This window comes from Alteromonas abrolhosensis, from assembly GCF_001953635.1.
In the GTDB taxonomy this organism is placed as follows: domain Bacteria; phylum Pseudomonadota; class Gammaproteobacteria; order Enterobacterales; family Alteromonadaceae; genus Alteromonas; species Alteromonas abrolhosensis.
This window is the reverse complement of the sequence record NZ_MEJH01000002.1, coordinates 432,388-446,722: the sequence shown is the minus strand read 5'-3', so window position 1 is coordinate 446,722 and position 14,335 is coordinate 432,388. Positions and strand designations below refer to the sequence as shown.

General features: G+C 42.9%; 12 protein-coding genes. 7 read left to right on the top strand and 5 right to left on the bottom strand.

Going from position 1 to position 14,335, the window contains the following annotated elements; all coding sequences use genetic code 11:
* The first annotated feature begins 7 nt into the window (after positions 1-7).
* The gene (locus BGK61_RS01845; protein ID WP_015000141.1) at positions 8-862 is read left to right on the top strand and encodes a hypothetical protein; all 855 of its coding nucleotides are present in this window, start codon (positions 8-10) and stop codon (positions 860-862) included.
* Between the two features lie 97 nt (positions 863-959).
* Positions 960-1,559, top strand: coding sequence for a glutathione S-transferase family protein (locus tag BGK61_RS01840; RefSeq protein ID WP_015000140.1), 600 nt, complete (start codon positions 960-962; stop codon positions 1,557-1,559).
* Between the two features lie 23 nt (positions 1,560-1,582).
* Here BGK61_RS01840 and BGK61_RS01835 read toward each other — a convergent pair whose 3' ends face one another.
* Entirely contained in the window at positions 1,583-2,164 is a 582-nt protein-coding gene (locus tag BGK61_RS01835) for a tRNA-uridine aminocarboxypropyltransferase (protein ID WP_044556874.1), read from the bottom strand.
* Positions 2,165-2,244: 80 nt separating this feature from the next.
* Between BGK61_RS01835 and BGK61_RS01830 the strand changes: the two genes are divergently transcribed.
* The 3 genes from BGK61_RS01830 to BGK61_RS01820 all read left to right on the top strand — a co-directional run bounded on the left by BGK61_RS01830 (position 2,245) and on the right by BGK61_RS01820 (position 4,851).
* Positions 2,245-2,583 (top strand): MGMT family protein, encoded by a 339-nt coding sequence (locus BGK61_RS01830; RefSeq protein ID WP_015000138.1) that lies wholly within the window; start codon positions 2,245-2,247, stop codon positions 2,581-2,583.
* A gap of 69 nt (positions 2,584-2,652) precedes the next feature.
* Positions 2,653-3,852: a cyclic di-GMP phosphodiesterase gene (locus BGK61_RS01825; RefSeq protein ID WP_015000137.1), complete on the top strand. Its 1,200-nt coding sequence runs from the start codon at positions 2,653-2,655 to the stop codon at positions 3,850-3,852.
* 357 nt (positions 3,853-4,209) lie between these two features.
* On the top strand, positions 4,210-4,851 hold the full coding sequence (locus tag BGK61_RS01820; RefSeq protein ID WP_015000136.1) for a YiaD family glycine zipper/OmpA-like lipoprotein: 642 nt from the start codon (positions 4,210-4,212) through the stop codon (positions 4,849-4,851).
* Between the two features lie 51 nt (positions 4,852-4,902).
* Here BGK61_RS01820 and BGK61_RS01815 read toward each other — a convergent pair whose 3' ends face one another.
* Positions 4,903-5,370: a nuclear transport factor 2 family protein gene (locus tag BGK61_RS01815; RefSeq protein ID WP_015000135.1), complete on the bottom strand. Its 468-nt coding sequence runs from the start codon at positions 5,368-5,370 to the stop codon at positions 4,903-4,905.
* Positions 5,371-5,577: 207 nt separating this feature from the next.
* Between BGK61_RS01815 and BGK61_RS01810 the strand changes: the two genes are divergently transcribed.
* Complete coding sequence (locus tag BGK61_RS01810) at positions 5,578-6,738, top strand: acetyltransferase domain-containing protein (protein WP_044556873.1); 1,161 nt, start codon at positions 5,578-5,580, stop codon at positions 6,736-6,738.
* A 112-nt stretch (positions 6,739-6,850) separates the two neighbouring features.
* On the opposite strand, the gene BGK61_RS01805 is transcribed toward BGK61_RS01810, so the two are convergent.
* The 3 genes from BGK61_RS01805 to BGK61_RS01795 are packed head-to-tail and all read right to left on the bottom strand — an operon-like array spanning position 6,851 to position 10,860.
* Positions 6,851-7,852, bottom strand: coding sequence for a LacI family DNA-binding transcriptional regulator (locus BGK61_RS01805; protein WP_015000133.1), 1,002 nt, complete (start codon positions 7,850-7,852; stop codon positions 6,851-6,853).
* Between the two features lie 45 nt (positions 7,853-7,897).
* Entirely contained in the window at positions 7,898-9,505 is a 1,608-nt protein-coding gene (locus tag BGK61_RS01800; RefSeq protein ID WP_015000132.1) for an MFS transporter, read from the bottom strand.
* Positions 9,506-9,522: 17 nt separating this feature from the next.
* A complete protein-coding gene (locus tag BGK61_RS01795) occupies positions 9,523-10,860 on the bottom strand; it encodes a GH1 family beta-glucosidase (protein WP_076011398.1) in 1,338 nt (445 codons plus the stop codon).
* A gap of 525 nt (positions 10,861-11,385) precedes the next feature.
* Between BGK61_RS01795 and BGK61_RS01790 the strand changes: the two genes are divergently transcribed.
* Positions 11,386-14,316 (top strand): TonB-dependent receptor, encoded by a 2,931-nt coding sequence (locus tag BGK61_RS01790; protein WP_015000130.1) that lies wholly within the window; start codon positions 11,386-11,388, stop codon positions 14,314-14,316.
* The last annotated feature ends 19 nt before the right edge of the window (positions 14,317-14,335 follow it).

Genomic DNA, 14,335 nt, shown 5'->3' with positions numbered 1-14,335 from the left:
TAAGCATATGAAACGCACTGTTTTATTCGACAACCTAATGTACCCAATACTGCTAATCCTATTTATGGTTGGTTTGCATTACATTTCTGGAACTATTAAATTTCCAGTGGAATCAAGTGATGCACAACGAGACTTTAATACAGCTATGGGAACATCACTGCTCAGTGGAGTGTTCCTGTTATCAATCAGAATACTTCAACAAAAAGTGGCTAATAACCTTCTTTTAGCTTTGCATGTTATTAAAAAGCACAATGATTTTGGGTTACACCGAAGAATATTATCAGAACGATTTAAAAAGCAACTCATATGGGCGATATCAATAGGTTTTATAATGCCTCTGCTATACATGATATCGGAAGGTGTTATAGAGCGAATACACGAAAAGGAAGTGTTTATTGTTGCAATGAGCGCGATACCCTTTTGGTTGCTTCTGTCTCTTTTTATTATGCAACTGACAACAGTTAACAGGTACTTATGGAAGTTTTTGTCCGATGATACTGTTGATGCTATGGGGAAATTAAAGCTTTATAAGTACGTAATAAGCCTTACCGTAACAACAGTAATAACGACGTCGATGGTATTTTTGGTCATTCCCGTTTTTTGGATAAATCAGCCAATTCACCTCTTTGATGCAATTTTTATTTCCTGCTTGTTTGCGTTTTTTGTAGTATTTCTGTTCACTCCTCTTATATATTTTCACCATCAAGTTAAAAAGATAAAACTAGCTGTGGCGAAAGAAATTGATAAGACAATAGCGCAGCTAATAAAACAAAGCTTGGTTGAAGAGAAAAGTAAAGAAATAGAGCACTTATTGCATGTAAAAGAAACGCTCTGCGACCCAAAGTCTTCATGGAAATTATAATAAGTGTAATGAATTTTGCTGTTTTGCTAGTTTGTATTACACCAACGTGGTGAAAGGCTATGGCTGTTTAAATTTCTACATTTAAGGAACTTACCTTATGCGAATATACGGCGACAAGCGTTCTGGAAATTGCTACAAGCTTCAGTTACTCCTTTCATTACTGGGTAAGACTTGCGAATGGGTTGATGTAGATATAATGAAAGGAGAAACAAGAAGTCCTTCTTTTCTTGAGAAATCTCCGAACGGGAAAATACCGCTACTTGAGTTAGACGATGGAAGAGTACTTTCAGAGTCCAATGCCATCATGCACTACCTCGCATCAAATACGCCTTTCGTGCCTTCTTCGCCTTATCATTTTGCACAGCTTTTACAATGGCAGTTTTTCGAACAGTACAGCCACGAACCCTATATTGCCGTTGCTCGTTATATTAACGTGTATTTAGGGCTGCCAGATGACAGAAAAGCAGAATATGAATCAAAACAAGCGGGTGGCTATCGCGCGCTGGCGGTGATGGAGCAACAACTTAAAAAAATGCCATTTCTAACGGGTGATACCATTACCCTTGCAGATATCTCTCTGTTTGCTTATACCCACGTTGCGCATGAAGGTGGATTTGACCTGTCAGCTTATCCTTCGATACGAAATTGGATTAATTTAATTAAAAACCAGAATGGTTATATTCCGATGAAGGCGTAGCGGGTTCTAGGTAGGGCTTAGCGCTATAATTGTCTTCTATGAGACGTTGGCCCCTGCCATAGATTCTGCAAGGCTCTCTGTGCGTTATGGAGCCCTGAAACATCGGTTTTTTCTATGCACTGTATTGCATAAGCGGTTGCTTCGAGGGTAGAAAGCGCCTTATTTAATGTGGTGTGACGAATCGAGTAGTTAGAAGGTGGCGCAGAAGTGAAGTGAAAGTTCTGCAATTCTGTAAGCCATGGGTTTTGTTTAACTAATCCAAACGCTTGTTTCCAACTGCCATCCAGAAGTATTAACGTATCGATTTGACTGAGCACGGTGGGGGCAGTTTTTTCAATAGGAGTACTTTCTTCACTTGGATAAATTAACGCGGTGCGCTTAAGCAAGCATTGTTCAGATAGTGATTGCATAGCAATGCTATCATTAGCGAGAACTATTCGTGTGGTCGGTATACACAAAGTGATCAGGCGGGCAGTATTTTTTGCATGACTAGCCTCCTTTTCATGTTGGATAATCACGATCTCTAACGATGTGCTCACGGCATTAATGTCCGAACATATACACGTTTTTTGAGGGTATCCACAGTGGTCACAATAAAGGCGCATTACCCAACTTCTCAATTCTTTTCTTTAGCGTTTATATCACTTACTGAATAAGTAACTTAACAGATAGGATAATATACAATATGCCAGAGGTCGCAGTACAATTTAGAGTTGAGAAAACGCTTTCTTTTGTGCCTGAAGGGTGTGTGGTAAGTTACGCCCTGCTCGCAGATCTATGCGGATTACCTGGCAGAGCTAGAATGATGGGTAAGTGTCTTAGAGAAATTAATAGCAATTGCAATTGGCACCGCGTATTGCGTTCAGATGGTAAGATTGCATTTCCCGCAGGCTCTGACAAGGCAAACGAGCAGCGAGAGCGTTTAATAGAAGAAGGTGTCGTAGTAAAAAACTACCGTGTTAATATGACACAGTTTGGTTGGAAGCCAGATTTACACACTTTGCTTATAGAGTTAGAGTACTGAAGCCTCTCTTATCTAAATTGAGAGTAGTTAGCGAATAAATGGCGATTAAAATAGTGCAGTGCGAATAACATGATAAAAAAGATTACTATTGATCAGCTAGTGCCAGGAATGTTTGTTCATCAAATATTAGAGCAGAAAGGTGCTCTTAAGGTAAAAAGCCAAGGACGTGTTACGTCAGATGATGTGATAACTGCACTTAAAAAACGCGGTGTAAAAACGCTGGCAATTGATACGGATAAAGCATTTAACGTTGGAGAACGAGAGTCTTCTTCTGCGGCTGAAACGTGCCCTACTCCGACTTCTACTGATTCAGTAAAATCAAAAAAAGTGTCGCTTGAAAATGAGCTTGTTAGAGCTGAAAAACTGCATAAACAAGGGAAAGCTATCCAGAAGCTGCTGCTTGCCAGTGTTCAAAAAGAGATGCCGTTTGATGCAAGTATTCCTAAAGCATTTTCAAGCAAACTAGTCGCCTCGGTAGATAGAAACCCCGATGCATTACTTTGTTTGACCAAAATTCGTGAAAAAGACGACTATTTACTAGAGCACTCACTCAATGTCGCTATTCTGCTGGCAAACTTTGCTAACTATCTAGGGATGTCAGAAGACGAGGTACAAGACCTCTCTTATGCTGGTTTTCTTCATGACTTAGGCAAAATAAAGATCCCAGATGAGATTCTCCATAAGCCCGGCCGCCTTACAGATAGTGAGATGGAGGTCATGAAGGGACATGTAAAACACGGTGTAGACTACTTAAAAAGTACTGAAATTGCGCCCCCACTCATTCAGGCAATAAGCGAGCACCACGAGCGACTAGACGGCCTAGGTTATCCTGCCGGAACCAAAGGGGACGATATAAGCCAAGCTGGCCGAATGCTGGCCATTGCAGATATGTACGACGCACTAACTGCAGATCGGGTATACAAACCGGGTATGTCGAGTCAGAGGGCGTTCTCTATTTTAATGAGTGATGCGCCAACGCGTCTAGACCAGTCTCTCGTCCAACAGTTTATTAAGTGCTTAGGTGTTTATCCGGTAGGGAGCCTGGTTCTACTGTCGAATGATAGACTAGCTATGGTACTTGAGCAGAAAGACTCGCCCCTCACACCCCTTGTGAAAGTCTTTTATTCGGTCCGCAACAACCATTACCTGACACCCAAGGATATTGACCTATCTTCGGATAAAACCGTTAATATTACTAAGGCTGTGGTTGCCTCTGATTACAAAATAGATGTAAATACATTTTTTGAACGCTCCGTTTCTATTGGCTAAAATGTTACTTTTTAGCAACACAGTGTATTATTTACACTGTATAACAGCGTCTTTTTTCTACTGCCTAGTATCTTTTCCTCACTGATTTAGCTTACGTTCAGTTTTGATCTCCTACACTATATTAAGCTTAGCGTGGTGTCCGCGCCTCTACTATTGGCCTTGCCGGCGAGGTAGGTTAGAGGTAGCTGGGCTCTCATCAGAGAGCGACCATTACCTAAACAGAAGATATTTACTGATGGAACGTTAATTGCTATCACTGTAATTGTTCAATAAAAATTAACACAAAGCTTGTTGAGGGTGGCAATGGAAAAATGCAACTCGTCAATATTGAGCTTTTAATTTAAATAAGAGGAAGTTATGAAAAAGACTCTTGCTGTAAGTTTAATTGCTGCGTCATTAACGGTAGCAGGTTGCGCAACTGATCCGAACAATACGCAAAAAGGTGCCGCAATAGGTGCTGTGGTAGGTGCATTGCTGGGTAAGGCAACGGGCGATCACGATAAAAGTCGATATGCGTGGGGCGCAGCGGTAGGCGCAATCGCAGGTGGTGCGATTGGTAATTACATGGACAAACAGGAAGAAGAGCTTCGAAATGAACTTTCTGACACAGGTGTTCAAGTGGTTCGTGAGGGAGATAACCTACGCTTAATTATGCCTGGCGACATTACTTTTGCTACCGACAGCTCTAGTATCAGCCCCAACTTTAATCCGGTGCTTCAAGACGTCGCTAAAGTCGTAAACAATTACGAAAAAACCGTACTGATGATTAAAGGTCACACTGATGATACTGGTTCAGAGCAGTACAATCAGTCGCTATCTGAGCGTCGTGCAGGTGCGGTTAAGAACTTGCTTATTAACTACTCAGTTAACCCTACGCGTATCACTACGGTAGGCATGGGTGAATATGCACCTAAAGTACCTAATAACAGTGCTGCGAACCGCTCGATGAACCGTCGTGTTGAAATGGAAATACAGCCTCTTACTCAGTCTAATACCTAAACGTTGATAAGGCTGTAAGAGCAGAGAAGCCCCGTTTTATCGGGGCTTTTTTTATTGCGCAGCCTTGATTTGTTTTGCAACGCTATCTGCCAGTGCATTGGGAATAGGGATAGTTAGATGGTATTGGGTTATCTTCCACCGCCCTTCTTCTTTTATTAATACCCCAGTACCGCGGGTTTCGCCCAGGCTTTCGTTATCAAGCAACTCATCGAACCAAGCTACGTCTTGATTAGGAGAGAAATAAACGTTTCTGGTTTTCGGGTGATATGTCCATCCTTTGCCCTTGTCAAAATGAGGTTTAGCATAGGCTTTAAACGCTTCTTTATTCCATACCTCAGATGCGTCGGTGCCAATGAAAACAGCGGTATCATGGTACAAATTGAAATACTCGTCCATGTCGGCAATAGATGCATTGTGATGCAAGGCATCTAGCGTTTGATTAACTCGTTCGCGATTGTCGTTAGCATAGGTGAATGAGGCAGCGGACATTAAGATTAAAACTATTATTAGCTGTTTCATAGGGGCTCCAATTTGTTCTTAAGCTATACCATATGCTATCTGACGAGTTATTAGTACATTCTAACCAAAGCTTTGTTATTTTTACGTGTTATGTTATATCATAAGTTTGGTTGTGTAGCCCATACTCAGACTAGCGTTGGTAGCTATTTAGCATTTTCATTGCCGTTACGCTTATAACAATTATTTCTGCCAAAAATAGTAAATACAATGCCTTCAAATATTCAACGAAACCGTATTCGAAGTATCGATATGATGCGTGGTTTAGTCATGCTCATAATGCTAGTTGACCACGTGCGAGAACGCTTTTTTCTGCATATGCAGGTAACGGATCCTATGGATATTGATACAACGTCACCTGCGCTATTTTTCACGCGGCTGGCCGCACACTATTGCGCACCCACTTTCGTGTTTTTGACAGGCCTATCAGCGTGGCTATACGCCAATCCAGTAGATAACGCTAATAGTCCCAAGCCAAAACGCAACGTTAGAGAATTTCTGATTAAACGTGGGTTGTTTATTTTATTTTTAGAGATCACGCTAATTTCCTTTAGTTGGGGAGCGAGTTTTCAGACCATTTATCTCCAAGTAATGTGGGCTATCGGCGTCAGTATGATCTCACTGGCTATATTAAGTTACCTGCCTAGACCAGTGTTACTTGTAATCGGTCTTATCATCGTGTTTGGTCATAATGCGCTAACGTCAATTACCTATGTTCCACATGAAACAGGCTACACACTGTGGACGATGTTGCACGACAGGGGGTATATACTCCAGTCGGCCTCACTAAATATTAAAGTAAGCTATCCCGTGCTTCCCTGGATTGGCGTAATCCTGCTTGGTTATGCTTGTGGGCCTCTTTATAACCCGCGCATTGATATGGAAGTTCGAGGTCGATGGTTAATTGGCTTATGCGGAGTTTCGCTTGTTTTATTCCTTGTGTTACGTGGTTTAAATATTTACGGCGAAACTTTACCTTGGACGTTTCAGGACAAGGTGATTGCCACATTTATGTCGATATTTAACTTAACAAAATATCCCCCATCCCTGGCATTCCTGCTCCTTACTTTGGCAGGCATGTTTATATTGCTTTTTGCTTTCGAGAGAGTGAAAGACAATCAACTTAGATTCTTAGACACATTCGGCTCGGTGCCAATGTTTTTCTATATCCTTCATCTGTACACGCTTCTTTTGATGTACGGTATTGCGTTCATTACGTGGGGAGCGAACAAAGGGAAATATGTGGGTGTAGATAATATCTTTCAGATTTGGGCGATTTCTGCTGGTCTTAGTTTGGTGCTTTACTTCCCTGTTAAGTGGTTTAGTACCTATAAGGCGAAACACCATTCTCCATGGCTAAAGTACCTGTAGGTTTAACTTTAGTAGCAATTGTTTGTCGTGTTATGAAGTAAACATTGTTCGCTGAATATATAACCATAATCGCCCTGAGTTTAGATAATGGGGCGATTTGCGTTTGTATCTATCAGCCTTCGTGCTTCTCAGTCGATTCTCGCAGAACCAAAGAAGGCTCAAAATAAAGTTGTACGTCATTCGTCTGACCATACACTTTGTTTAATATGTACTTGGCTGACATTTCGGCCATTTCTGCAATTGGGTTGCTTACCGTGGTAAGGCGGGGAAAAACATGGTGGGCAAATACTACATCATCGAAGCCCACGACAGATAAATCATGGGGAAGACTCATTCCTAAATCTCTCGCGCAGCTTATTGCTCCTGATGCCATCCAGTCATTAGCACATACCAACGCGGTAAAAGGCACATCGCGAGCCAACAACTCTAATAGACCCACTTTCCCATCTTCTTCAGAATAATCACCGTTGAAAATAAGTTGTGGATTTGCAAGTATCCCCGCTTCTGATAGGGCGCGTTTGTGGCCTTCAAGGCGCAAGCTAGCATCGCGTTTATCAGTAGGCCCTGAAATATATGCAATATCCTTATGACCTAATTCAAGTAAATGGCGGGTGGCGAGATAACCGCCTTTTTCATTGTCTAGGCTGGTACACGCATCGGGTAAACCTTCTACCTGTCTATTGACCAAAGCAACAGGGAGTTTTGACTGATTTAGCTCTAGCAAATATTCATCAGACAAGGCTTCTGCGTGCATTATAAGCGCATCGCAGTTTCGGCTTATTAGAAACTCGACTGCATCTTTTTCCGTCTCAAGACAGTTCCTTCCTACGGTGATAATAACGTGCTTATCAGCAGCCCTTAGTGTTGACTCTACTGCTTGCATCAAATCGCCAAAAAACGGCGCATTTAGTTCGGGTACAAGCACCCCAACACTGTCGGTGCGATTATTTGCAAGTGAGCGCGCAACTGAGTTTGGGCGGTAATTTAGTTCCTTAACCGCTTTCTCTACTCGCTCCTTTAATACTTTGTTTACCGAAGCCTTACCGTTTAATACGCGGGAAACTGTGGATAAAGAAACACCTGCACGTTCGGCAACTTGGTAAATAGTAGGCACGTGATAAAACCTCGTTTTTTAAAACAATCACTCTAACTGATTGTATTATGCCGTTATCGGCGCCTGTGCGCTACGTCGAGTGAGCAATGCTTGCGTGACTTCTCTTTGTTTTTCGTCATTTAAAGGGTACAGACAGATAAGCGCCGCACCCGCAAAGCCAAATAACGCAGGAATCCAACTCATTAAGGATTTCATACCGGGAAGGGTCTGGTTAATGGTATTGAGATCAAGGCCATTGTAGCCATAACTTCCTAAGACCAATAGCACTAACGCCCCTGCAAAGCCGCCTCCGGTTTTCTGAACAAACGAGCCTGCAGAATAGACAAGCCCTGTTGCTCTTCGACCTGTTTTATATTCGCTGTAATCCGCCGAGTCACCAAGCATAGAGAAAAACAACGTAGGTAAAATAGCTGCAAAAAATTCGGCGCTACATCCTAATATGAATATCCCACTTATATTTCCTTGAGGAACAAAGTAAATACCAGACGTCAACACGCTACTTGCTAGCAGTGCGATGATAAAGAGCCTCTTGCGGCCAAACATACTTGCTAATTTCGACGTGGCTAGTGCCCCAAAAATGGAGACCACCAGCAGAGCTATGAAAAAGTAGCCTGTGAGCAACTCATTTCCCATGTAATACTTAAAATAATAAGCAATAACGCCATATTTAATACCGTTAAACATCATAGTTAAAAAGCCCATTCCTAATAAAATAAGCCAGGGCTTGTTTGAAAGCAGGTCGATAATATCCTGCTGGGAGCGAGAATTTTGGGATTCTGGTCGGCGCGTTAGCCGCCTTATTGCTAACGTAGTAAATACCATAACAGCAATGAAGATTGCCCCTGTTAGTAGGTCTCGATAGTAAAAAAAGGCGGTTATCGCTGACAGAGGTACCAGTATTAACGGTAGCTGTTTTCCTAAATCGATAAGCTCAGATGACAACGAACGACGTCCAGTTAATTGCTGATTCTCTGATCCGTTGTGCGTTATACCATTTAACGTGTTACAAGACTGGGGTATTTGTTGGAATGTCACGCGCTCTTTCGTAGTAAATACGGTAACGCACATCAACACGACAAGTAGTGTGGCAAAAAGCCACATAGTGTACTGGTATCCAACGGCATTATTTCCCTGACCTAGCGAGTCCACCAGCATAGGCAAGCATCCCATAACCAGAAGTCCTCCAAAGAATGCTCCCGCAAAGCGAAATCCTGACAGGCTTGTACGCTCTCTGTCATCACTGGTCATCACACCCATTAACGCGGAATAAGGCACATTGTTAACCGTATACGCCAAGGTTAACCCAATATAGGTTAGATAGGCGTAAATGAGCTTGCCTGAATATGAGAGCTCTGGTGTAGTGAAGCAAAGGACCATAAATAGCCCTAGAAACGGTGTAGAGCCTAAAATCCAAGGGCGAAACTTACCCATTTTGGTTTGAGTTCTATCCGCAATCATCCCCATGATGATATCGGTGACTCCGTCTGAAAGGCGCACTACAAGAAACAACATGGCTGCGGCAGCGGCTGTTATCCCAAATGTATCGGTGTAAAATACCGCCAAATAGGCCAGTGCGCCCCGCCACACTAAATTGGCCGCTGCGTCACCCATCCCATAACCTACTTTTTCTTTTAATGTCAGCTTATGGTTCATTGCTCGTCCTACCATTGTTATTTTCGACTTGCTATAAGTGCCTTATAGGCATTGGCGCTGAGTTTAAGGGTACGCTCTTGCGTATCAAAATCCACATAAACTAATCCGAAACGTTTTGCATAACCTTCAGCCCATTCAAAGTTATCAAGAAGGCTCCAAGCGAAGTAACCGCTCACTTTCACGCCGGCTAATACGGCGTCATGCACCATGTTTAAATGGGTATGGTAGTAAGAAACGCGGTCGACGTCGTTAACTTCACCATCGATAAGCTTATCCGCCATCGCTGCGCCATTTTCAGTAATAAAAATGGGTGGTAACGTATAGCGCTCATTCAGCGACGTAAGCAAATCGTAAAGCGCCTTGGGATAAATTTCCCAGCCAATATCAGTAAGTGGCCCTTGATGGGAATGCTCATAATACAGTGCGTTTTTCTCTCGAGGGGCTGAATAATGTAACCGAGTGTAGAAATTAACACCCAGATAGTCGAGCGGCTGGCATATTATCTCCATATCTCCATCTTCGACTGGCGGCCTGTCTGCTTCGTCTAGATCAAATAATACTTCAGGGTAGCGCCCTTCCATTACCGGCTGTATATACCATTGATTTATATATTCGTCTGCTTTGCGGGTGGCTAACAGGTCATCTGTTTTCTGCGTCGCGGAGTAGCATGGCGTAAAATTCAACACTATGCCCGCTTCACTGTTTGGTACATTTTTTCTGAGCACCTGCATACCCAGTCCATGCGCTAGCAGTATGTGATGAGCTGCAGTACGCCCATATTTTCTACCCGTTTTGCCAGGGGCATGTACGCCTATTTCATACCCAAGATAAGCGCTGCAGAAAGGCTCATTGAATGTCGCGTAAGAATATACGTCTTCTCCGAGCGCCTGACTGATTTTGTCTACATAGTCTTCAAATGCATAAGCGGTTTGTCGGTTAAGCCATCCACCTTTATCTTCTAGGTGTTGAGGGAGATCCCAATGATAAAGCGTTGCAAACGCCTTAATCCCTTTTTCATTTAAAGCTTTAACTAACGTCTTATAAAAGGCAACGCCTTGCGGATTCAACTCACCCTCTTGTGTCATGACCCGCGGCCAAGAAATTGAGAAGCGATAGGCATCCACATCTAAATCTAACAATATGTCGAAATCTTCTTTCCACCGAACAATATGCTCACAAGCAATATCGCCATTTGAGTGATCTGCAATAGCAGAAGGCTGTTTACAAAACCTATCCCAAATACATTCGAGACGGTTATCCACATCCCCTTCTATTTGAAAACTTGATGTGGCAGTTCCATAAAGGAATGACTTCTTAAGCAAGGGACTGCCAGCAGGTAGCGAAATGCTGTTCATAGTAGATAACCTTTTTTCTAACTGTGCGTAGTTTCCGTGTTTGTCGTGTCGCATGTGAAATCTGAAATAACAGAGCGGTTATAGCACAAATAAAAAACAATTAGAAAGCGCTTTCTCAAATAAATGTCATTTTATCGTTAATGAAAATAGAGGTTGATCAATTCTTTAGGCATTCGAATAAAAAGTTATCCTTTTACTCTTATATTCATATCTTTATGAAATTAATAAATAAAATGTATTTTTTGACGCGATTCATTCCGTTCTTAAAATAAAGTGCTGTGAATTAATTGTAAAAAATGTGTTGATATTAAACTTTTGTTGAATTAATGTTCGGAAAGCGCTTTCTTTTGTGCGGGTTTTCTAGCTTCTCTTTGGGAAAGCCCTTTCTGATGGCGCCTAAGGTTCACAACACACATAAAAGCCACTAATAAAGAGAGATAGACCGTGACACAGACAACACCACGTAAAAGCAAAATCGCAGCAAGCTTGTCATTAATACTCGGGACCGCATTAAGCAGTGGCGTTATGTCACCTGCGGCGGCACAGGAAGCAGAAAAAGACATAGAAGTTATTCAGGTATCAGGCATTCGAAGCAGTGTGCAAAAGTCGATGGGGATTAAGCGAGACTCAGCAGGTGTTGTCGATGCCATTTCAGCGGAAGATATAGGTAAATTTCCAGATACCAACTTAGCGGAATCGCTCCAGCGTATCACTGGTATTTCGATAAACCGAAACAATGGTGAAGGTAACCAGGTTACCGCTCGTGGATTCGGTCCTGATTACAATATGGTTACCTTAAATGGTCGTACGATGCCTGGCTCCGCATTACCTGGTGGTGGCGGTGTCGCGAACTCTAGAGCTTACGACTTTTCTGATCTAGCTTCTGAAAGTGTAAGAGCAGTAGAAGTCTACAAGACTGGCAGAGCGAGCATCGCGACAGGCGGGATTGGCGCTTCAATTAATATTAAAACAGCCAGACCCTTCGATTCAGCAGACAACGGTTTTACTGCAAGCGTTGGCGCTAAGGCACTGCATGATACTACTAACCGCGTGGGTGATGACGTAACGCCAGAAGTATCGGGCTTTATCAATTACCTCAATGACGACAATACCTTTGGTGTCACGTTTACTGGTTCATTCCAACAACGGGATAGTGCTGCGCAAGGTGCGTTTGTTAACCAGTGGAGAGTCAATCCATTTGATGGCACGGTACCGCAATCTCCTGATCCGTCGAATCCAAATAGTGGCGACCCTGTTGTGTTGAACAACGCACCCGCTATTGGGCAGCTTTACGGCATTCCATCTGATTTACGTTACTACATGGCAGACCGCGAGCGTGATAGAACCAATGCACAGCTAACATTCCAGTTTGCCCCGTCGGAAAAGATGACGGCCACGCTAGATTACACGTATTCAAGGCAGGACCTGTTTGAAGCGCGAGCTGAACAGTCAATTTGGATGGATGACCGGTACTTTGCGGAACTGACCTTTGACGACGAAGCAGTAAAGACACCGGTATTAATCACTCAGGAACGTAGAGATTTACTGCCTCGTGACCTAGGTTTAGCACTTCAGGAACTAAACCAAGTTAATGAAAATAAATCGATTGGTTTGAATTTAGAATACTTAGTTAACGATGAATTGACGTTAATCTTTGACCTTCACAACTCTACGGCGGAAGGCCGTCCCGATGCGCCCTATGGAACGTGGACAAACCTTGGTTTAGGTGCAAACGTGGTCAGAGGGCAAGGTGTCGATTTTAGAGGCGACTTCCCTATTATGTTCGTCGATTTCGACGATGCCGCTCGAGACAACCTAAACGGTAATGGCGTACTTGACCAAGATGATGTAGGTACGTCAATACTAGACATGAATTTTTCGTCGCAAGATACCGAGATTACCCAAGCTCGTCTTGATGGGTCTTACGTTATGGATACTGGAACCATAAACTTTGGTATTGAGTCACGTTCAATGGAGAGTACATCGCTCCAATCCCTAACCCGTCACACCATGGGCAACTGGGGAATAGAGAACCCGGGTGAGCTGCCTGCTGGTTCTTTAACACCACTGGATTTGGCGAGTGAGTTTAGCGATTTCAATACTGAGGGGATGTTCTCTCAGGGCTTCACCGGGAGCGTGGCTGAAATAGGCGCATTTGCAGCACAGCAGTATGGTTTTGACTTAGTTGCTAACAACCCGTTTGCTACGAATCGCACCATTGAAGAAGATATAACCGCTGTTTACTTTGAGTTCGATTTATCGGGCGAGTTGAATGGCATGGAGTATAACCTTCTTACTGGCGTGCGCTATGAAAATACAGATGTTACATCAATTGCGAACATAAGTTTGCCTAGCGGTATTGCATGGGAAGGTAACAACGATTTCAACGTGCGCTTTGGTAGCGAAATGGAAGACGTGGAAGTTAAATCTAGTTACGATCACGTATTACCTGCGTTCGATTTTGACATAGAGCTTGTGGAAAACATGATTGCTCGTTTCTCTTACAGCAAAACTATCGCTCGACCAACTTATAATAGGTTAAGCGCTGCATCGACCGTGTCGCCGCAGAGCTTCCCTACCCTTATAGGTACTGCCACTACGGCGACGGCAAGTTCAGGTAATCCAACACTTATTCCACTTGAGTCCGATAACCTAGATCTATCGTTTGAGTACTACTTCGAAGAAACAAGCTATGTGTCGATTGGTTTCTATGACAAGCGAGTGAAAAACTTCATTGGTGATGAGCAGGTAGAAGAAAATGTATTTGGCTTGCGTGATGTAACCAATGGACCACGAGCACAAGAAGCGTTGGCCGAATTGGAAGCTCGTGGTATTCCAGTAAGCGACACATCTTTATTTAACATGGTTGCCGCCTTAGAAAATGGCATTGACTATGATTCACTCACCGATGAACAGTTTGAGCAGCAATTCGATATATTGCCAAACAGCGATGATCCGTTGCTGACTTTCATCAACTCTAAACCCGTAAACAATAAAGCTGCAAATATTTATGGTTTCGAGCTAGCTGCACAGCACTTCTTTGGTGAAAGTGGCTTTGGTGTACAGGCAAACTATACAACGGTTACTGGGGATATCGGTTTTGATAACAATGCGAACCCATCTATTACACAATTCGCATTGGTTGGCTTAAGTGATACTGCAAACCTTGTATTAATGTACGAAAAAGACGCCTTACAGGCACGTATTGCATACAACTGGCGAGACAAGTTCTTAGACACTACTTCTCAGTACATCAATGAGCCGGGTTATACCGAAGCGTACTCACAAATTGATTTGAGTATTTCCTACGACATAACCGAAGACTTAACGGTGGCCTTTGAAGGTATCAATATCACGGAAGAGAATATTCGCCGACATGGAAGAACCAGCGCTATGCTGTGGAACTTAGATGAATATGGCGCAAGATATGCGTTAAGCGCCAGATATACATTCTAAAGATTGGGGTGTGTTTACC

Coding starts and splice junctions, on each gene's coding strand:
- BGK61_RS01845 (WP_015000141.1), top strand. CDS start 8: ATGAAACGCACTGTTTTATTCGACAACCTAATGTACCCAATACTGCTA.
- BGK61_RS01840 (WP_015000140.1), top strand. CDS start 960: ATGCGAATATACGGCGACAAGCGTTCTGGAAATTGCTACAAGCTTCAG.
- BGK61_RS01835 (WP_044556874.1), bottom strand. CDS start 2,164: ATGCGCCTTTATTGTGACCACTGTGGATACCCTCAAAAAACGTGTATA.
- BGK61_RS01830 (WP_015000138.1), top strand. CDS start 2,245: ATGCCAGAGGTCGCAGTACAATTTAGAGTTGAGAAAACGCTTTCTTTT.
- BGK61_RS01825 (WP_015000137.1), top strand. CDS start 2,653: ATGATAAAAAAGATTACTATTGATCAGCTAGTGCCAGGAATGTTTGTT.
- BGK61_RS01820 (WP_015000136.1), top strand. CDS start 4,210: ATGAAAAAGACTCTTGCTGTAAGTTTAATTGCTGCGTCATTAACGGTA.
- BGK61_RS01815 (WP_015000135.1), bottom strand. CDS start 5,370: ATGAAACAGCTAATAATAGTTTTAATCTTAATGTCCGCTGCCTCATTC.
- BGK61_RS01810 (WP_044556873.1), top strand. CDS start 5,578: ATGCCTTCAAATATTCAACGAAACCGTATTCGAAGTATCGATATGATG.
- BGK61_RS01800 (WP_015000132.1), bottom strand. CDS start 9,505: ATGAACCATAAGCTGACATTAAAAGAAAAAGTAGGTTATGGGATGGGT.
- BGK61_RS01795 (WP_076011398.1), bottom strand. CDS start 10,860: ATGAACAGCATTTCGCTACCTGCTGGCAGTCCCTTGCTTAAGAAGTCA.
- BGK61_RS01790 (WP_015000130.1), top strand. CDS start 11,386: ATGTCACCTGCGGCGGCACAGGAAGCAGAAAAAGACATAGAAGTTATT.